Here is an 18045-nt window from a genome sequence, read left to right as displayed (position 1 = left end):
CTCAAGCGCGCCGTGACCTAAACGACCACAACGACCGTTGTGCCGCTTAGCGAGACACCCGGTCGCCGCTGCCCCACGATGACGCGCATCACCTCGACGGGGAGGGGCACATGCGCACACGCGTGATCGCACCGGTGCTCGCAGCGCTCGCCGCGCTGCTGCTGGTGCCACCGCTGATCGGCGCCGCGACGGGCGGAGGGGACGGCACGCAGCTGCGCGGCCTGCGGTTCCTCGTGCCCAACGCGCCCGGCGGCGGGTACGACATCACCGCCCGGACGGCGGCGAAGGCCATGGAGGACTCGGGCACCTCGGGCGCGATCGAGGTGTTCAACCTGCCCGGCGCCGGCGGCACGGTCGGCCTGGGGCGCACCGTCAACGAGAGCGGCAACGACCGGCTCGTCATGTCGATGGGCCTGGGCGTGGTCGGCAGCGTCTACACGAACAAGTCGCCGTCGACGCTGGCCGACGTCACGCCGATCGCCCGGCTCACCCAGGAGACCGAGATCGTCGTGGTCGGCAAGAACTCGCCGTACCGCGACATCGGCTCGCTGATCAGGGACTGGAAGGCCGATCCGGGCAAGGTGCCGGTGGGCGGCGGATCGTCGGCCGGCGGGCCCGACCACCTCGCGCCGATGCTGATGGCGCAGGCCGCAGGCCTCGACCCGAAGAAGGTCAACTACATCCCCTACGACGGCGGCGGCGAGCTGCTCGCCGCCGTGCTCGGCAACAAGGTCGCGTTCGGCGTGTCGGGGCTCTCCGAGTTCGCGGACCAGATCGCCGCCGGCGAGCTGCGCGTGCTCGCCGTGACCGCCAGCCAGCGCACCCCCGGAGTGGACGCCCCGACCCTGAAGGAGGCCGGCGTGGATCTGGAGTTCGCCAACTGGCGCGGCATCGTCGCCCCGCCAGGGCTCGACCAGCGGGGACGCGACGAGCTCGTCGCGGCGTTCACCGCCCTGCACCAGACCCCGGAGTGGCGGGAGGCGCTGCAGCGCAACCGCTGGACCGACGCGTTCCTGCCGGCTGAGGAGTTCCGCGCGTTCCTGACGTCGGAGAACACGCGGGTGGCCGGGGTCCTGCGCGACCTGGGGCTCGCGCCGTGAACGAGCATGCGAGTGAATCATCGGCACAGCGCACCGCGCCGGCGCAGGACACCACGCGGGCGTGGTGGAAGGAGCACTCCGAGCTGGGCGTGTCCGCCCTGCTCGGCGCCGTCGGGCTGCTCGTGCTGGTCAACACGGTGCTGGAGACGCGCGGCGGCACGTCGTCGTCGGACCCGCTCGGCCCGCACGCGGTGCCGCTGCTGGTCGGCGGGCTGCTCGTGCTGCTGTCCGTGCTGTTGACGATCGACGTGCTGCGCGGGGGCAAGGGTGAGGCCGAGGCCGGTGACGACATCGACCTCGCGCACCCCGCCGACAAGCGCACGGTCGGCCTGCTGGCCGGGGTCGTCCTCGCGACGGCGGTGCTGATCCCGCTGGTCGGCTGGCCGATCGCGGGCATGGGCCTGTTCTGGGGCGCGACGTACACGCTGGGCTCGCGCGCGGTCCCCCGCGACCCGCTGATCGCCGCCGGCGTCTCGCTCGCGACGTGGATCGTGTTCGACGGGCTGCTGGGCGTCGACCTGCCCGGCGGCCCCCTCATGGGAATGTTCGGGGGCTCGTGATGGACACCCTCACCCACCTGCTCGACGGCTTCGGCCACGCGCTGACCCCCGGCAACCTGCTGTTCGCGGCCGTCGGGGTGCTGCTGGGCACCGCGATCGGCGTGCTGCCGGGCATCGGCCCGGCGATGGCGCTGGCGCTGCTCCTGCCGGTGACGTACGCGTTCGACCCGACCGGCGCGTTCATCATGTTCGCCGGCATCTACTTCGGCGGCATGTTCGGCGGCTCGACGACGTCGATCCTGCTCAACACGCCCGGCGAGAGCGCCGCCGTGGTGGCGGCGATCGAGGGCAACCCGATGGCCAGATCGGGGCGCGGCCCACAGGCGCTGGCGGCGGCCGCGATCGGGCACTTCTGCGGCGGCCTGATCGGCACGATCCTGCTGGTGCTGCTGGCGCCGGTCGTGGCGGCACTGGCGGTGAACATCGGGGCGCCGGACTACGTCGCGGTGATGGTGCTGGCGTTCGTCGCGGTCACGTCGGTGCTGGGCAACTCGCGGGTGCGCGGGTTCGCGTCGCTGGCGATCGGGCTGGCGATCGGGCTGGTCGGGCTCGACCCGTTGACGGGCTCGCAGCGGCTCACGTTCGGCATCCCGCAGCTCGCCGACGGCATCGACGTCGTCATCGTCGCGGTGGGCATCTTCGCCGTCGGCGAGGCGCTGTGGGTGGCGGCGCACCTGCGCCGCGAGGCCCAGCAGGTGATCCCGGTGGGGCAGCCGTGGCTCGGCCGCGCCGATCTCGCGCGGACGTGGAAGCCGTGGCTCCGCGGGCCGCTCATCGGCTTCCCGTTCGGGGCCATCCCGGCCGGTGGCGCGGAGATCCCGACGTTCCTGTCGTACGTGCTGGAGCGGCGGCTCTCGAAGCGCCGCGAGGAGTTCGGGACGGGTGCCATCGAGGGCGTCGCGGGCCCGGAGTCGGCCTCCTCGGCGTCGTCGGCCGGCACGATGACGGCGATGCTGACGATCGGCCTGCCGACGACGGCGACGGCCGCGGTGATGCTGGCCGCGTTCCAGCAGTTCGGGATCCAGCCGGGCCCGCTGCTGTTCCAGCGCGAGTCGCAGCTGGTGTGGACGCTGATCGCGAGCCTGTTCATCGGGCTGGTGCTGCTGCTGGTGCTCAACCTGCCGCTGGCGCCGGTGTGGGCGAAGCTGCTGCGGATCCCGCGGCCGTACCTGTACGCGGGGATCCTGTTCTTCGCGAGCATCGGGGCGTACGCGGTGAGCGGGCAGCCGTTCGACCTGGTCGTGCTGCTCGTGATCGGCGCGGTCGGGTTCGGCATGCGCCGCTACGGGCTGCCGGTGCTGCCGGCCGTGCTCGGGGTGATCCTCGGGTCGGACGCGGAGCTGCAGCTGCGGCGGGCGCTGCAGATCGCCGACGGCGACCCCCTGACGCTCGTCTCCACCCCGTTCGCGATCACGGTGTACGTCGTGATGCTGGCGGTGCTCGTGGTGCCGACGATCCGGGCGCTGCGGGCCCGCCGCGGTCCCCTGCCCGCCGATGCCGAGGAGAGGGAGGAACCGATCTCCCGCTGAACGACCGGCCGCGGCCCCCGTCGAGCCATGACGGGGGCCGCGGTGCGTCCGTACGGATGACCCGACCGGTCGTCCTGGCCTGCAGGTAAGGCAATTCTCACCGTCGGGCTGATTACCGTGCGCAACCCCCGTCGCGACCCTCGATGACTGGGCACCACGTGGTGCCGGGGAGGGATCACGATCATGGAGCAGACATCCGCCCGACGGATGGGTCAGGTGATCGCGGCGCTGTGCGCCGCAGCGCTGAGCGGCGCACTCACCGCCTGTGCCCCCATGGCGGTCGGTGCGCCGGCCGCCATCGGGCTGTCGCCGCCGGGCCTCGACCGCTACTACAGCCAGACGCTCGCCTGGGGTGGCTGTGACGGTCTCGCCACGAACCCCGACGAGCAGAAGCTGTACGCGAACCCGGCGCTGCAGTGCGCGCGCCTGGAGGTGCCGCTCGACTACCGGGCACCCAACGGCCGCACCGCCCAGGTCGCGGTCCTGCGCCACGTCACCGACAACCCCGCGCGGATCGGGTCGCTGGTGGTGAACCCGGGCGGGCCGGGCGGGTCGGGCGTCGAGCTCGCGGCCGGTCTGAGCACCGTGCTCGCCCACTTCCCCTTCGACGTCGTCGGCTTCGATCCGCGCGGCGTCGGGGCGAGCACCCCCAAGCTGGACTGCCTGACCGCCGCCGAGGAGGCCGCGCTCGCCGGCTCCACCGGGGGCGCGGCCGCGGCGAAGGCCACCACCGTGGCGCAGATCGAGGAGCAGGAGCGCGCGTTCGGGGAGCTGTGCGCCCAGCGCTCCGGCGGGGTCGACGTCCTCGCCAACGCCGGCACCCGCGACGTCGCCCGCGACCTCGACGTGCTGCGGGCCGTACTGGGCGACCGCCAACTCACCTACCTCGGCTTCTCGTACGGCACGAGCATCGGCTCGACGTACGCCGAGATGTTCCCCACGAAGGTGCGCGCCATGGTCCTCGACGGCGCCATCGACCCCGCCCAGTCCACCGCGGACCAGGACGTGGCCCAGGCCGCGGGCCAGCAGGCGGCGTTCGACGCGTACGCGGCGGACTGCGCCAAGGCCGCCAGCTGCCCGCTCGGGACGGACCCGGCCGACGCCACCGCCGTGTTCCAGAAGCTGACCAGGCCGTTGCTCACGAAGCCCGTCCCGGCCGGGCCGGGTCACACGTTGTCCTACGAGAGCGCCGTCACCGCGGCGACGGGCTCGCTCTACGACCCGTCGGGCTGGCCCGCGCTCACTGCAGGGCTGACCGAGCTGAAGGCGGGCACGGGCGAGCGCCTGCGCGCGATCGCCGGTCAGGTGCCCGACCAGGAGGCGATGCTCGCCGTCAACTGCGCGGACAACGACCGGTTCACCGACCGGGCCGCGGTGGCCGCGCGCGACGAGCGGATGCTGAAGGCACACCCCTTCGCCGATCCCGGCACGCCGCCCGGTGTCGCCGCACTCGGGTTGTGCGACCTGTGGCCGGCCCCGCCGTCGGGTGAGCGGCACGTCCCGGACGTCGACGGACTGCCGACCGTGCTGGTCATCTCGACGACGGTCGACCCGGCCACCCCGTACGCCGCCGGGGTCGCGCTCGCGGACGAGCTCGACGCCCGGTTGCTCACCTACGAGGGCGTCCAGCACGCGGCCTTCCTCAAGGGCTCGGCCTGCATCAACGCCATCGGCTCCCAGTACCTCGTCACCCTCGAGCTGCCGGCAGAGGGCACGCGGTGCTCGGCGCAGACGGAGGGGTCGAAGTAACGGCCTGACCTCCGGGTAAGGCAACTGTCACTTCGCGGCGATGTCCGGGCGTCCGGGCCCGTCGCGACCCTCTGACCACTGGTGCCGTGGGGCGCCGGGAGGGGAACACGATCATGACCAGAGCATCGACGCGGCGGGCGGTCGCGGCACTCTGTGCCGCCACCGGCGCCGTCGCCGTCGCCGCCTGCGGAGCGGCGGCGCCACCGACATCTCCCGCGCCGGTACCGCCCGGCCTCGAACGCTTCTACGCCCAGCAGCTCGCCTGGGGCCCGTGCGACTCGTTCGCCCCGACGCCCGAGGATGCGCCCCTCTACGCCGACGGGTCGCTGCAGTGCGCGCGGCTGGAGGTCCCGCTCGACTACGCGGCGCCCGGCGGGCGCACCGCGCAGATCGCCGTCCTGCGCCACCGGACCGACGACCCGCGCCGGATCGGGTCGCTGGTGCTGAACCCCGGCGGCCCGGGGGGTTCGGGCACGCAGGCGGCGGCCGCCATGAGCCGCGGGCTGGGTGACGGCCCGTTCGACGTCGTCGGGTTCGACCCGCGCGGCATCGGGGCGAGCACCCCCAAGCTGGGCTGCCGCACGCGCGAGGAGGAACGGGCCGACCGCGCCGAGACCGACAGGTCCGCCGAGGGCGTCGAGGCGGCGGAGCAGGAGGTGCGGGACTTCGTCGCCAAGTGCGTCCAGCGCTCCGGCGGCGTGGACGTGCTGGCGAACTCGGGGACCCGCGACGTCGCCAGGGACCTCGACGTGCTGCGCGCCGCGCTGGGCGACCGCAAGCTGACCTACCTGGGCTATTCCTACGGCACGTTCCTGGGCTCGACCTACGCCGAGCTGTTCCCCGGCAACGTGCGCGCCATGATCCTCGACGGGGCGGTGGACCCGGCGCAGGACAGCGACGCGGAAGCGGTGGACCAGCAGGCCGGGTTCCAGCACGCGTTCGAGGTGTACGCGGCGGACTGCGCCAAGGCCGCCACCTGCCCGCTCGGCACCGATCCGGCGGCGGCGACGGCAGCGTTCCAGGCCCTGTCGCGGCCGCTGCTGCACGCACCCGTCCCCGCCGGGGACGGTCGCACGCTCTCCTACGGCGACACGATCACGGCGGTGATCGCGTCGCTCTACGCCCCGTCGCGCTGGCCGGCCCTCACCGCCGGGCTGGCCGAGCTGCGCACCGGCTCCGGTGCGCGGCTGCTCGCCATCGCCGACCAGTACTACGAGCTCCCGACGGACGTGCTGACGATCGTCCGCTGCGCCGACGACGACCGGGACACCGACCGCGCCGCGGCGGCGGACCTCGCCGCGCGGGCCCGTGCGGCGGCGCCGTTCGCCGATCCGGGCACGCCCGTCGTGGGCGCGTTGGGGCCCTGCGAGCTGTGGCCGGCACCGCCGACGAGCAACCGGCACGTCCCGCACGCGGCCGGCCTGCCGACCGTGCTGGTCGTCTCCACGACCGGGGACCCGGCCACCCCGTACACCGCGGGCGTCGCGCTCGCGGACGCGCTGCAGGCGCGGCTGCTGACCGTCGAGGGCACGCAGCACGGCGCGGTCTTCGAGGGCTGGTCCTGCGTCGACTCCGTCGCGGTCGCCTACCTCGTCGATCTCACCCTGCCCGCCCCGGGCACCCGCTGCTCGACCACCCAGGAGGTGACGAAGTGACCACCATCGAACTCGCGGGGCTGACCAAGCGCTTCGGCAGAACGCTCGCCGTCGACGACGTCACCGCGACCATCCGGTCCGGCGCCGTGACCGGTTTCCTCGGCCCCAACGGGTCGGGCAAGTCCACGACGATGCGCATGATCCTCGGTCTGGACGGGCCGACCGCCGGCACCGCCCGCATCGGCGGCCGGGCCTACACCCAGCTGCGGGACCCGATGCGCGTCGTCGGGGCGCTGCTGGACGCGGGCTGGGTGCATCAGAACCGCTCGGCCCGGTCGCACCTGCGCTGGGTGGCCGCGGCCGCCGGGCTGCCGAAGGGCCGACCGGAGGAGGTGCTGGACCTGGTCGGCCTCACCGCGGTGGCGCGCAAACCGGTCAGAACGTTCTCGCTGGGCATGCGCCAGCGGCTCGGGCTGGCCGGCGCGCTGCTCGGCGATCCCGAGGTGCTGGTGCTCGACGAGCCGGTGAACGGCCTGGACCCGGCCGGCATCGCCTGGATGCGCGGGCTCCTGCAGCGGCTCGCCGCCCAGGGGCGCACGGTGCTGGTGTCCAGTCACCTGCTCGCGGAGATGGCGCAGACGGCCACCGAGCTCGTCGTGCTCGGGAGCGGGCGCGTGGTGGCGCAGGGCTCGACGGCGGACGTGCTGGGTGGCTCGGCCGGATCCGTGCGGGTGCAGGCGGCCGACCCCGCGGCGCTCAGCGCGGCCGTGCGGGCCGCGGGCCTGACGGTGCGGGAGCTGCCCGGCGAGCAGGCCGTGGAGGTACCGGGCGTGGCGCCCGCAGCGGTGGGCGAGATCGCGGCGCAGCACCAGCTGGTGCTGCACGAGCTGACGGCGCGGCAGCCGTCGTTGGAGGAGGCGTTCATGGAGCTGACGGGCGGCACGGCGCAGTTCGTGGCCAAGGAGGTGGCGTCGTGACGGCGGTGGTGGAGGTCGAGCCGGACGTCGCGTCGGCCGTACCGGCGTCCGGTCCGCGGTTCGGCCGCCTGCTCGCGGCCGAGCGCATCAAGCTCCTCTCGACGCGCTCGGTGTGGTGGTGCGCGGCGGTCGCGGTGGTCCTGCACGCCGGCCTCGCGGCCGTCGTCGCGGCGAGCTACGTGCCCGAGTGGGGCTCTGCGTGGCCGGCGCTGAGCAGGATCGGCCTGGTGGCGGCGATCCCGCTGCTGGTGGCGGCAGCGCTCGCGGCCACGGGCGAGCACCGCAGCGGGACGATGCGGACGACGTTCCTCGCCGCGCCGGACCGGGTCCGGCCGCTGGTGGCGAAGGCCGTCGCGGTCGGGGTCGTCGCGGGCGTCGCCGGGCTGGTGGGGGCCTTCGCGGCGTGGGGCGCCGCGTGCCTGCTCGCGCCGACGGCCGACCTGGCCCTGGTCGGAGCCGGTCCGTGGCGGACGGTCGCCGGCATCGGCCTCGTGGACGCGGTGCTGGCCGTGCTCGCGGTCGCGGTCGGCGTCCTGCTCCGCCACGGCGCAGGCGCGATCGCGGCGCTGCTGGGCTGGATGCTTGTGGCCGAGTCGGTGCTGCAGTCGCTTCCGGGCGTCGGGCAGTACATCGCGCCGTGGTTGCCGATCTCCGACCTCGGCCGTTTCCTCGAGGTCGGGATCGTCGAGCCGGACCCGAGCCGATCACCCTTCACCGAACGCCTCATGCTCGAGCCGTGGCTCGGGCTGGGCTACGCCGCGGGGGTGGCCGTCGCCGTCCTCGTCGCGGCGATCGCGCTCGCCCGACGGCGCGACGCCTGACGAGCTCCGGAGAGCGGGTACCCGACCGGGAAACGGCGATCACGCTGCGTCACGAGAATCGCTCCACGTCCGCGGTCGGCGGGGCACCCCCGTTCGGGTGCCCCACCGGCCGCAACGGGGGCCTCGCCAGGGCCGCTCGAGAACCGGGAAACGCGTCGTCGCAGGTAGAAGAAGATCGTCTGCGACCTGCGCATTCACTGGGCCGAACGTGAGGCTGCACTCACTCACTTGGAGTAGTCCCCCTCAGCGATGACTCCACTCGGCGGTATGGCATCGTTCGCCCCGGCGAACGCAGGAGGAAACCACGGTGCAGGTCGTCGCGATCATCAATCACAAGGGTGGCGTGGGCAAGACCACGCTCACCGCCAACCTCGGCGCCGGGCTGGCCGCCCGAGGTCAGAAGGTCTTGCTGGTCGATCTCGATTCACAAGGCAGCCTGTCGGTCTCGTTCTTCACGCAGACGCAGTGGACGAACGAGCTGCTCCCCCACCGGACCATCAAGCACTGGTTCGACAACATCGGCACTCCGCAGGAGATGGAGAGCCCGCTCGAACTGATCAGCTCCCCGCCTCGCGTCCACGACAAGCTGGCCCGCAGCTCGGGTCAGCTCGACCTGATCGCGGCCCACCGCGACATCGCCGACGTCGAGACGCGGCTGGCGGCGGACCTGCTGGCCGACCCGTCCAAGTTCGCGCAGCTGCACGGCCGGCTGCGTGCCGGACTCGCGCACAAGGACCTGGCCGACTACGACACGGTGCTCATCGACTGCGCGCCCAACTTCGGGCTCGTCGCGAAGAACGCCGTCGCCGCAGCGACCATGCTCCTCATCCCCACGAAGCCGGACTACCTGTCCACCAACGGCATCGACTCGCTGGGGCTGAAGATCCGCGAGTTCACCGAGGAGTTCAACGCCACCGGTGCAGAGCCGATCGACCGGCCCCCGGCCGCCGTGATCTTCACGATGGTCCAGAGCCACGACGGCGCCCCCATCGAGGCCCAGCGCAGCGTGATCAGCCGGATCGAGGCCCGTCAGGTGCCGACGTTCGAGACCACGATGCGCGACTCGAAGGCCGTGTACGGGCCCGCGCCCGAGCACGGCGTACCCGTCATCCTCGCCGGCACCGGCCGGGCAGCCACGCGCGAGCTGCGCGAGATGGTGTCCGAGCTGTCCGGCCGACTCGACGGGTTGCACGGCATCGCCGCATAAGTCCCTCCACCGACCCGCTCAACCCCCCGGAGCGGAGCGAAGGAGCCACCCCATGAGTGCACCCTTGGTCCCCGCCATGGTGCCTGGCCCGGCCGTGCCCGTGGGCGCGTCCGCGCTGGAACACGCGCTGGCGCGCGCCGCCGCGCTGGTCGCGTCCCTCTCGCAGCAGGAGCTCGAGGACCTGGCCGCCGGGCGCGGCCGGCTGGTCTACCGGCCGGCCGAGAACGTCGAACACCGCGAGCCGGCCGTCGAGAGCGTGCCGGCCCCGGATCCCCGCGCGCATCGCGCCGCCCGGCGAGAACCGACCCGCCGGCCGCTCGGCATCGACATCTCCGCGGTCGTCGAGCGCATCAACGCCTGCACCAGCTCGGTCGAGGTCGCGGCCTACCTGGACGGGCTCGACGCCCGGTTCACGGTGCCCGTCCTGCGCGAGATCGCCCGCGCGATCGGCCCCACCGTCAACGCCACCGGCCGCACGAAGGGCCAGCTGCAGCGCGACATCGTGGAGGGCACCGCGGGCTTCCGCGAGCGCACCGCGGCGATGTCGGGCGGCGCCTGGGGCTGAGGCCCCGACTCAGCCGCGGCCGCCCCGCGCGGCCATGACAGGGTGTTGATCATGGGCAAAACGCGGCTCGTCGATCTTCGGCAGCGACGTTCTGCCCATGATCGACGGGCCCCGCGCCGTCCGGGCGCCGATGTCCGTGCCGCGTCGGCCAACCGGCGCGAGCGTCGCTGATCAAGGGCAAAAGGTGGTCAGTCGATCTTCGCCAGCAACCTTTTGGCCTTGATCACCGCCACCAGACCCGCTGCCGGGCCCGCGGCCGCGTCCTTCAGCCCGGCAGCTGCTCCCCCGCCTCCACGGCGACGTCGAGCACGTTGCCCGGCGGCGGGAGCGGGCAGGTCGCACCGGCCGTGAACGCGCAGGGCAGGTTGACCGCGCGGTTGAGGTCGACCGTCGTCGCCGACCGAGCGACGGTGACCTCGCGCCCGCCGCCGTACGTGCTGGTGCCGGAGGTGCGGTCGCGGAAGTGCAGCACCAGCTCGTCCTCGCCCCCGGCGAACGCGACCAGGCCGTGCTCCGCACCCGCGATCCGCAGGTGCACCACCCCGACGGCCGTGCGCTCGTGCGTGAGTCCCTCGACAACCGCCCCGACGGTCGTCACGCGCGGCTGCGGGTACGGCTCGAAGCGGGCGGGGACGACCCAGCGCTCGTCGACGGGGAAGGCCGGCACCCCGGCGAACGCCGCGCGGGCGGGGGCCTGCGGGTCGCGGACCCGCAGGAAGTGCAGGGCCCCGCGGCGCAGCACCTCCACGATCCGGCGATCCACCGAGACCATCGTGCCCGGACGCCCGTCCAGCGGGTGCAGGTGCACGGTGGCGTCGATCAGCCGTGCCTCGCGCACCGTCGGCACCAGCAGTCCTTCCGCGGCGTGCGCGGTGAGCTCCACCCCGTCGGTGGTGGCGCTCCAGAGCCCGGGAACGCCGGGGAAGCGGGTGGGCCGCTCGGTGAGTCGGTGCAGCGCGACGACGCTCAACCAGCCGTGCGGCGCAGCCAGCTCCTGCTCCCGCCGCTCGTGCCACGCGTACCACTCCCGGGCCAGGTCCGGGATCGTGCTCGTCATGTGACGTGCAACGCGAACGGACCGCCGATCCATCCCGCGCGGTTGACACCTGCCGTGGCGATCCGCGACGGTGAATGCGTGATCGCGCCTGATCTGACGCGTCGACGTCATGTCGACCTGTTGCGCGTGAATTCCGCGGGTTGTCGCTGAGTCCCTGCGTTCCCGCAGGTCAAGACCGCACAGACAATAGTCCGTACATTTCGCGAGCAATTCCGGGAAGGCACCACCATGTCCGATGAAACACGTCCCGCTCCGCTCGAATTCGCCTACTGGGTGCCCAACGTGAGCGGTGGCCTGGTCACCAGCACGATCGAGCAGCGCACCGACTGGGGCTACGACTACAACAAGAAGCTGGCGCAGACAGCGGAGAACAACGGCTTCAGCTACGCCCTCTCCCAGGTGCGCTACATGGCGTCCTACGGCGCCGACCACCAGCACGAGTCCACGAGCTTCTCGCTCGCGCTGCTGCTGGCCACCGAGAGGCTGAAGGTCATCGCCGCCGTGCACCCGGGGCTGTGGCAGCCGGGCGTGCTCGCCAAGTGGGTGGCGACGGCCGACCACCTGTCGAAGGGACGGGTCGCCGTCAACGTCGTCTCCGGCTGGTTCAAGCAGGAGTTCACCGCGCTCGGCGAGCCGTGGCTCGAGCACGACGAGCGCTACCGCCGCTCCGCCGAGTTCATCCAGGTGTTGCGCGAGATCTGGACGTCCGACCACGCGAATTTCAGCGGCGACTTCTACCGCCTGCACGACTTCGACCTGAAGCCCAAGCCCGTCGACGTGCCCGACCGCCCGCACCCGGAGATCTTCCAGGGCGGGAACTCCACCGCCGCTCGGTACAACGGCGGCCACTACGCCGACTGGTACTTCTCCAACGGCAAGGACTACGACGGGTTCACCGAGCAGGTCCGCGAGGTGCTCGGGCACGCGAAGGACGCCGGCCGCGCCACCCCGCCGAAGTTCGGGCTCAACGGCTTCCTGATCGCCCGCGACTCCGAGAAGGAGGCCCGCGACACGCTGCGCGAGATCATCGCCAAGGCCAACAAGCCGGCCGTGCAGGGCTTCCACGACGCCGTCCAGCAGGCCGGCGCGTCCACCGGCGACAAGCGCGGCATGTGGGCGGACTCCACGTTCGAGGACCTCGTCCAGTACAACGACGGCTTCCGCACCCAGCTGATCGGCACGCCGGAGCAGATCGCCGACCGTGCGATCGAGTACAAGCGGCGCGGCGCGAACCTGCTGCTCCTGGGTTTCCTGCACTTCCAGGAGGAGATCGAGTACTTCGGCCGGCACGTCCTGCCGATCATCCGCGAGAAGGAGGCGGAGCTCGACGAGAAGCAACCCGTGGGGGCCGGAACGCGCTGAGCTCCGCTGATCGTCGTGGCCCTCACCAGACGGCTCCACGTCGACCTCCTCCGGATCGGGTCGTGCACCTGTTGCGCGCACGTCCCCGCCCACACCGATCCGGAGGAGAGACATGACCACGATCGACATCACCCCTGACACCATCACCGCCGACTGGACGCGACCCACGTCCAGCGCCGAGTGGATCGCCCGCGCCCACGAGGTGGCCGCGATCCTCTCCACCGACGCGGCCGCTCGTGACAAGGCTGCCGCCACCCCGACCGCCGAGGTCGCCCTGCTCAAGGCGTCCGGGCTGGCCACCCTGCTCGGGCCCGTCGAGCACGGCGGGGGTGGGCAGGAATGGCCCACCGCCTACCGCGTGATCCGCGCGGTGGCCGCGGCGGACGGCTCGATCGGCCAGCTGCTCGGCTACCACTACCTGTGGTTCTGGGCGGCCCGGCTGGTCGGCACGCCCGAGCAGATCGTCGCTGTCGAGACCGAGGCCACCCGCAACCAGTGGTTCTTCGGCGGGGCGGTCAACCCGCGCGACAGCGACGTCGTCATCCGCGACGAGGGCGACCACCTCGTCTTCAACGGCCGCAAGAGCTTCTCGACGGGCAGCAAGGTCTCCGACGTGACCGTGCTGGAAGGCGTGCTGGAAGGGACCGACACGCACGTCTTCGCGATCGTGCCGAGCGCCCAGCCGGGCATCACGTTCCACGACGACTGGGACAACATCGGCCAGCGGCTCACCGAGAGCGGCAGCGTGACGATCGCCGAGGTGGCGGTGCCGTGGGAGCAGGCGGCCGGGTTCGTCGACAAGACGTTCCAGCCGCGGGTCTACAACACGCTCAACGTGCCGACGATCCAGCTCGTGTTCGTCAACTTCTACCTGGGCATCGCGCGCGGCGCCCTGGAGACGACCGCCGAGTACACGCGCACGCAGAGCCGCTCATGGCTGCACGGCGGATACGAGCGGGCCGTCGACGAGCCGTACGTGATCGATCTGTACGGCGACCTCGCCAGCAAGCTGTGGGCCGTCGAGGCGCTGGCCGACCAGGTCGCGGACGAGGCCGTCGCCATCCACCGCGCGGCCGACGACGTCACCGAGCAGCAGCGCGGCGAGCACGAGGTGCGCGTCGCGGCGGTGAAGGCACGGGCCACCGACGTCGCGCTGGAGATCACCAGCCGGATCCTGGAGGGCACGGGCGCCCGCTCGACGACAGCGGAGCTGGGCTTCGACCGGTTCTGGCGCAACGTCCGCACGCACACGCTGCACGACCCCGTCGCGTACAAGCGGCGGGAGGTGGGCGTCCACCTGCTGACCGGTGAGCTCCCGGAGCCCACCTGGTACAGCTGAGCCGTGGGAGGCTGCGCGGGACTACGCGTCCTGCGCGGCCTCCTCGGACTCCGGCGCCCCTGCCTGGTTCTGCTCCGTCCGGCCTTCGGACTCCAGCTCCTCGTCGCCCACCAGCTCGCCGGCGACCTGCTTCGCCTTCCCGATCGCCTCGTCACGCACCTTCCGCGCCTTCTCGACGGGCTCCATGGACGCCTCCTCCCGGGTTCACCCCACGCGCTGGTGTACCCGGTCCGGCATCCCGGGAGGCGTGTCCTCGCCGACCACTCGCGGGAGGAACCGGCCCGTGCGCGCCACGTACTCGTCGTAGGAGGGGCCGTAGAGCCGGGCCAGCCGCGGCTCGCGCACCGCGCGGACCTGCACCTGCACGGCCACCACGACGAGGACGGCGGCGAGCACCGCGACGATCGTCGGCACCATGACGAGCGTGCCGGCGGTGGCGACGACCAGCCCGGTCAGCCCGGGGTGGCGGATCCGCCCGTGCAGCCCCCGCGTGGCCGGCGGGAGCCCGCGCGAGCGGACCGACACCAGCTCGAGCTGCGTGGCCAGCAGGAGCGCGACGCCGAGCAGCGCGAGGCCGGCCCCGACGACGGCGATCCCGGGCTCCGCGAAGAGCGCGATGGGCTGGAGCACGTCGACGGCCACGAGCAGCGGCGCGGCGAACCCGAGCACTCCGGCCAGGGTGAACAACACGCGGACCAGCACCGTCGCCGGGGCGCCGCGGTGCGTCTCCCCCGTGCCGAGCTGCCGCAGCATGAGCCGGCCGAACCCGACGAGCAGGGCCGCGCCGACCACGATGCCGAGCGCGATCCAGCCGGCGACGTGGTGGTCGAGGGCCGCGTCGACGATCGCGCCGACCGTCGTGTCGGCGAACCCGGCGGCGGCCTCGGCGCCGAGCCACAGCCCGAAGACCACGAACAGCGCGGCGGACCCGCGGCGCACCGCTTCCTCCGGCAGGTGGCGGCCGAGCCGGCGGCCGGCGACGATCGCGAGCGCGTCGGCGGCGACCATGCCGAGGGTCGAGCCGAGCCACACGCCGAGCCAGCCGTGCTGGGTGGCGAGGGTGATGGTGGCCAGCATCGTCTTGTCGCCCAGCTCGGCGAGGAAGAACGCGCCGGAGGCGGCGACGACGGCCGATCCGCGGGCCCGGCCGGCCTTGGCCTGCTCGTCCGCGGAGAGGGCGTCGCCGCGCAGCGTCCAGGCGCCGAAGCCGAGGAACGCGAGTGCGGCGACCAGGGAGATCCAGTCGGTGGGGAGCGCGGCGCCCAACCCGTGCCCGACGGCCACGGAGATCAGGTGCACGACGGCCGTCGCGATGGTTATGCCGGCGAGCACGGGGAGCGCCCGGTAGCGCGCCGCGAACGTGAGCGCCATGAGCTGGGACTTGTCGCCGAGCTCCGCGAGGAACACGACCCCGAAACTGACCGCCAACGCGATCCCGAACGCTGTCATGCGCCTTCCCTCGATCACGGACCGGATCGAGGTCGGGGACGACTTCGATCCGACGCCTGCCGGATCGAAGGTCTCGCTCGCCTGTGGCGCAGGCCGCGCGGCCGGGGCCCGATGCAGGCCCAGCATGTCGACCGCGACGTTGGGAGCTACTCCCCTTCGCTCCACCCAGTCTACGTGATCGGTCCAGTATCGGCTGCATCACGTCCGTCACACGACGGGATGGCCATCTGCTCACAAAACAGGCAGGCTTGACTGGTATTCGTCGACCAAGGAGGTCAGATGCCGGAAGCCGTCGTCGTGGAAGCCGTGCGCACCCCGATCGGCAAGCGTCGCGGGTCGCTGGCCGAGGTCCATCCGGTGGACCTGTCCGCGGCCGTGCTCACCGCGCTCGCCGAGCGCACCGGCATCGACCCCGCCCTCGTCGACGACGTGATCTGGGGCTGCGTGAACCAGGTCGGCGACCAGGCCGCACAGATCGGGCGCTACGCCGTGCTCGCCGCGGGCTGGCCGGAGACGGTGCCGGGCGTGACGATCAACCGGGCCTGCGGGTCGAGCCAGTCGGCGTTCGACTTCGCTGCCGGGATGGTCATGGCCGGCCAGTACGACCTGGTCGTGGCGGGCGGCGTGGAGACGATGACGCGAGTGCCGCTGGGCTCCGGGCGCGACATCGGCTCGCTCTTCGGACCGCTCGTCCGGGAGCGCTACGCAGCCGACCTCACCAGTGGTGAGTTCCCGAACGGCGACTTCAACCAGGGGATCGGCGCCGAACGGATCGCCCGGCAGTGGGGCTTCTCGCGGCGGCGGCTCGACGAGTACGCCGCCCGTTCGCACGAGCTGGCCGCGGCCGCGATCGACCGCGGCGCTTTCGACGGGCAGCTGGTGACCGTGCCGCAGGCGCCCGGGTTCGCCGTCGACGAGGGACTGCGCCGCGGCACCACCCCCGACACCCTCGCCGCGCTCAAGCCGTCCTTCACCGAGGACGGGGTGATCCACGCCGGCAACGCGTCGCAGATCTCCGACGGGGCGTCCGCCGTGCTCGTCACCACGCCGGAGCGGGCGAAGGAGCTGGGCCTCACCCCGATCGCGCGGTACCACTCCGGCGCGGTCAGCGGCGCCGACCCGCTGTCCATGCTCACCGGCCCGATCCCGGCGACGCAGAAGGTGCTCAAGCGCTCCGGCCTGGCCATCGGCGACATCGGCGCGTTCGAGGTCAACGAGGCGTTCGCGCCCGTCCCGCTCGCGTGGCAGGCCGAGCTGGGCGCCGACGAGGACCGGCTCAACCCGCTCGGCGGCGCCATCGCCGTCGGCCACCCGTTGGGCGCGAGCGGCACCATCCTCCTGACCCGCCTGCTCCACCACATGCGCGAGAACGGCATCCGCTACGGCCTGCAGACCATGTGCGAGGGTGGTGGCACGGCCAACGCGACGATCATGGAGCTGGTGGGCTGAACCGGCCGGCTGCGGCGGAGGAGGGACCCGGTTCGCCCGGGGTCTCAGTTGCGGCGACGGCCGCGGGGGCCTGGGCGTTCAGCGACCGCCCCGCTTGCGGTGATCAAGGGCAAACTGTCGCCGACCAAGATCGAACAGCAGCAGTTCGCCCTTGATCACCGAACAAGCGGTGCCGGGGCGAGGCCGGGCCATCCCGGGAGCCGAGCCGGCCGGCCAGCCGCGTTGATCATGGGCAGAACGTTGCTGTCCAAGATCGACAGACGACGGTTTGCCCATGATCGACCCCACACCGCGCGGGACCGGACCACCCTCGCAACGTTCGAGCGCAGCGATCGCCGGCGGCCGGAGGAGCCGGGCCGGGCCGGCAGTCGCGCCGCGGGGCCCGGACCCGGCGACCGCCACCAGGTTGCGGTGATCAAGGGCAAAATGTCGCCGACCAAGATCGAACAGCGACACTCTGCCCTTGATCACCGCCCAGCGGCGCCAGGGCGTCAGGGCCGGGACGCCGAGCGGCCCGCCCCGTTGATCATGGGCAAAACGTCGCTACCCAAGATCGACAGACGACGTTCTGCCCATGATCGACACCGCGCCACGCAGGACCTGGTCGTCCAGCGGGGGCCGGAGGATCGGGCCTTGCTGCGCGAGGCCTTGGCCCAGCCGCCACCAGGTTGCGGTGATCAAGGGCAGATTGTCGCCGACCAAGATCGAACAGCAACAGTTTGCCCTTGATCACCGAACATGCGGCGCCGAGCCGAGCCAGCCAGCCACGCACCCCCAGCCACGCACCCCCAGCCACGCACCCCCAGCCACGCACCCCCAGCCACGCACCCCCAGCCACGCACCCCCAGCCACCCATCGCCGCCACCCCTACGCGTGCCCCAGCCCCATCAGATCCGCAACGCGCCCGGCCCACCGCTCGTGCGCGCTCTGCCTGGTCACGCCGGCGGCTGCGGCGATCTCCTCCCAGGTCGCGCCGTGCCGGCGCAGGCCGAGCACCGTCGGGAACACGTCCAGCCCCGCGGCCAGGCCGATGCGGAGCTGCAGCAGTTGCCACGCGCGTTCGCGGCGGAGCGGGATGTCGGTGCCCTCCTCGGCGTGCCACTCGATGCTGCCCGGTGCCGGCCACCGGCCGAGCAGGGCGTCGGCCTGCCGTTCCGCCTCCGCCAAGGCCGCCATGAGGACGGCCTGACCGGCGGAGGTGACGTCGACCGACAGGGCGAGATCCGTCCATTCGTCCACGATGTCAGGGTAACCCTGACGACTGCATCTGGCGCAACCTGGTATAC

The 18045-nt window shown here is 72.7% G+C and carries 17 protein-coding genes; 12 read left to right on the top strand and 5 right to left on the bottom strand.

What is annotated here, in order from left to right; genetic code table 11:
• Positions 1-110 precede the first annotated feature (110 nt).
• The 9 genes from ACQEVB_RS17350 (at position 111) to ACQEVB_RS17310 (ending at position 10103) form a co-directional block, all read left to right on the top strand.
• Positions 111-1100, top strand: coding sequence for a Bug family tripartite tricarboxylate transporter substrate binding protein (locus tag ACQEVB_RS17350; RefSeq protein WP_432972074.1), 990 nt, complete (start codon positions 111-113; stop codon positions 1098-1100).
• Positions 1097-1660, top strand: a complete 564-nt coding sequence (locus ACQEVB_RS17345) for a tripartite tricarboxylate transporter TctB family protein (RefSeq protein ID WP_432972071.1) — start codon at positions 1097-1099, stop codon at positions 1658-1660. The genes ACQEVB_RS17350 and ACQEVB_RS17345 overlap by 4 nt, the downstream gene beginning before the upstream one ends.
• Positions 1660-3189: a tripartite tricarboxylate transporter permease gene (locus ACQEVB_RS17340; protein ID WP_432972069.1), complete on the top strand. Its 1530-nt coding sequence runs from the start codon at positions 1660-1662 to the stop codon at positions 3187-3189. The genes ACQEVB_RS17345 and ACQEVB_RS17340 overlap by 1 nt, the downstream gene beginning before the upstream one ends.
• A gap of 183 nt (positions 3190-3372) precedes the next feature.
• A complete protein-coding gene (locus ACQEVB_RS17335) occupies positions 3373-4938 on the top strand; it encodes an alpha/beta hydrolase (protein ID WP_432972066.1) in 1566 nt (521 codons plus the stop codon).
• 113 nt (positions 4939-5051) lie between these two features.
• Positions 5052-6593: an alpha/beta hydrolase gene (locus ACQEVB_RS17330; protein WP_432972063.1), complete on the top strand. Its 1542-nt coding sequence runs from the start codon at positions 5052-5054 to the stop codon at positions 6591-6593.
• Positions 6590-7510, top strand: coding sequence for an ATP-binding cassette domain-containing protein (locus tag ACQEVB_RS17325; protein WP_432972060.1), 921 nt, complete (start codon positions 6590-6592; stop codon positions 7508-7510). The genes ACQEVB_RS17330 and ACQEVB_RS17325 overlap by 4 nt, the downstream gene beginning before the upstream one ends.
• Positions 7507-8331, top strand: coding sequence for a hypothetical protein (locus ACQEVB_RS17320; RefSeq protein ID WP_432972057.1), 825 nt, complete (start codon positions 7507-7509; stop codon positions 8329-8331). Before ACQEVB_RS17325 ends, ACQEVB_RS17320 begins: the two co-directional genes overlap by 4 nt.
• A gap of 307 nt (positions 8332-8638) precedes the next feature.
• Positions 8639-9538, top strand: coding sequence for a ParA family protein (locus tag ACQEVB_RS17315; RefSeq protein WP_432972055.1), 900 nt, complete (start codon positions 8639-8641; stop codon positions 9536-9538).
• A gap of 52 nt (positions 9539-9590) precedes the next feature.
• The gene (locus ACQEVB_RS17310; protein WP_432972052.1) at positions 9591-10103 is read left to right on the top strand and encodes a hypothetical protein; all 513 of its coding nucleotides are present in this window, start codon (positions 9591-9593) and stop codon (positions 10101-10103) included.
• A gap of 265 nt (positions 10104-10368) precedes the next feature.
• On the opposite strand, the gene ACQEVB_RS17305 is transcribed toward ACQEVB_RS17310, so the two are convergent.
• Positions 10369-11160, bottom strand: a complete 792-nt coding sequence (locus ACQEVB_RS17305; RefSeq protein ID WP_432972049.1) for a DUF1684 domain-containing protein — start codon at positions 11158-11160, stop codon at positions 10369-10371.
• A 228-nt stretch (positions 11161-11388) separates the two neighbouring features.
• On the opposite strand from ACQEVB_RS17305, the gene sfnG reads away from it, so the two are divergent.
• Both sfnG and ACQEVB_RS17295 read left to right on the top strand, forming a co-directional pair.
• A complete protein-coding gene (gene sfnG / locus ACQEVB_RS17300; RefSeq protein WP_432972046.1) occupies positions 11389-12522 on the top strand; it encodes a dimethylsulfone monooxygenase SfnG in 1134 nt (377 codons plus the stop codon).
• A 112-nt stretch (positions 12523-12634) separates the two neighbouring features.
• Positions 12635-13861, top strand: a complete 1227-nt coding sequence (locus tag ACQEVB_RS17295) for an acyl-CoA dehydrogenase family protein (RefSeq protein WP_432972043.1) — start codon at positions 12635-12637, stop codon at positions 13859-13861.
• Between the two features lie 21 nt (positions 13862-13882).
• Here the strand turns inward: ACQEVB_RS17295 and ACQEVB_RS17290 are convergent, their stop codons facing one another.
• The gene (locus ACQEVB_RS17290; protein WP_432972040.1) at positions 13883-14047 is read right to left on the bottom strand and encodes a CsbD family protein; all 165 of its coding nucleotides are present in this window, start codon (positions 14045-14047) and stop codon (positions 13883-13885) included.
• Between the two features lie 18 nt (positions 14048-14065).
• Complete coding sequence (locus tag ACQEVB_RS17285; protein ID WP_432972037.1) at positions 14066-15310, bottom strand: TMEM165/GDT1 family protein; 1245 nt, start codon at positions 15308-15310, stop codon at positions 14066-14068.
• A 279-nt stretch (positions 15311-15589) separates the two neighbouring features.
• On the opposite strand from ACQEVB_RS17285, the gene ACQEVB_RS17280 reads away from it, so the two are divergent.
• Positions 15590-16759, top strand: a complete 1170-nt coding sequence (locus ACQEVB_RS17280; protein WP_432972034.1) for a thiolase family protein — start codon at positions 15590-15592, stop codon at positions 16757-16759.
• Positions 16760-16837: 78 nt separating this feature from the next.
• On the opposite strand, the gene ACQEVB_RS17275 is transcribed toward ACQEVB_RS17280, so the two are convergent.
• Positions 16838-17215, bottom strand: a complete 378-nt coding sequence (locus ACQEVB_RS17275) for a hypothetical protein (RefSeq protein WP_432972031.1) — start codon at positions 17213-17215, stop codon at positions 16838-16840.
• A 411-nt stretch (positions 17216-17626) separates the two neighbouring features.
• A complete protein-coding gene (locus ACQEVB_RS17270; RefSeq protein ID WP_432972028.1) occupies positions 17627-17998 on the bottom strand; it encodes a hypothetical protein in 372 nt (123 codons plus the stop codon).
• Positions 17999-18045 lie beyond the last annotated feature (47 nt).

The sequence above is a fragment of the Pseudonocardia sp. CA-107938 genome (assembly GCF_050936315.1).
Taxonomy (GTDB): Bacteria; Actinomycetota; Actinomycetes; order Mycobacteriales; family Pseudonocardiaceae; genus Pseudonocardia.
This window is presented reverse-complemented; position numbering and strand designations above follow the sequence as displayed.

Excerpts from the sequence above, each read along its gene's own strand:
- ACQEVB_RS17350 (WP_432972074.1), top strand. The coding sequence starts at position 111 with ATGCGCACACGCGTGATCGCACCGGTGCTCGCAGCGCTCGCCGCGCTG.
- ACQEVB_RS17340 (WP_432972069.1), top strand. The coding sequence starts at position 1,660 with ATGGACACCCTCACCCACCTGCTCGACGGCTTCGGCCACGCGCTGACC.
- ACQEVB_RS17335 (WP_432972066.1), top strand. The coding sequence starts at position 3,373 with ATGGAGCAGACATCCGCCCGACGGATGGGTCAGGTGATCGCGGCGCTG.
- ACQEVB_RS17330 (WP_432972063.1), top strand. The coding sequence starts at position 5,052 with ATGACCAGAGCATCGACGCGGCGGGCGGTCGCGGCACTCTGTGCCGCC.
- ACQEVB_RS17310 (WP_432972052.1), top strand. The coding sequence starts at position 9,591 with ATGAGTGCACCCTTGGTCCCCGCCATGGTGCCTGGCCCGGCCGTGCCC.
- ACQEVB_RS17305 (WP_432972049.1), bottom strand. The coding sequence starts at position 11,160 with ATGACGAGCACGATCCCGGACCTGGCCCGGGAGTGGTACGCGTGGCAC.
- sfnG (WP_432972046.1), top strand. The coding sequence starts at position 11,389 with ATGTCCGATGAAACACGTCCCGCTCCGCTCGAATTCGCCTACTGGGTG.
- ACQEVB_RS17295 (WP_432972043.1), top strand. The coding sequence starts at position 12,635 with ATGACCACGATCGACATCACCCCTGACACCATCACCGCCGACTGGACG.
- ACQEVB_RS17290 (WP_432972040.1), bottom strand. The coding sequence starts at position 14,047 with ATGGAGCCCGTCGAGAAGGCGCGGAAGGTGCGTGACGAGGCGATCGGG.
- ACQEVB_RS17285 (WP_432972037.1), bottom strand. The coding sequence starts at position 15,310 with ATGACAGCGTTCGGGATCGCGTTGGCGGTCAGTTTCGGGGTCGTGTTC.
- ACQEVB_RS17280 (WP_432972034.1), top strand. The coding sequence starts at position 15,590 with ATGCCGGAAGCCGTCGTCGTGGAAGCCGTGCGCACCCCGATCGGCAAG.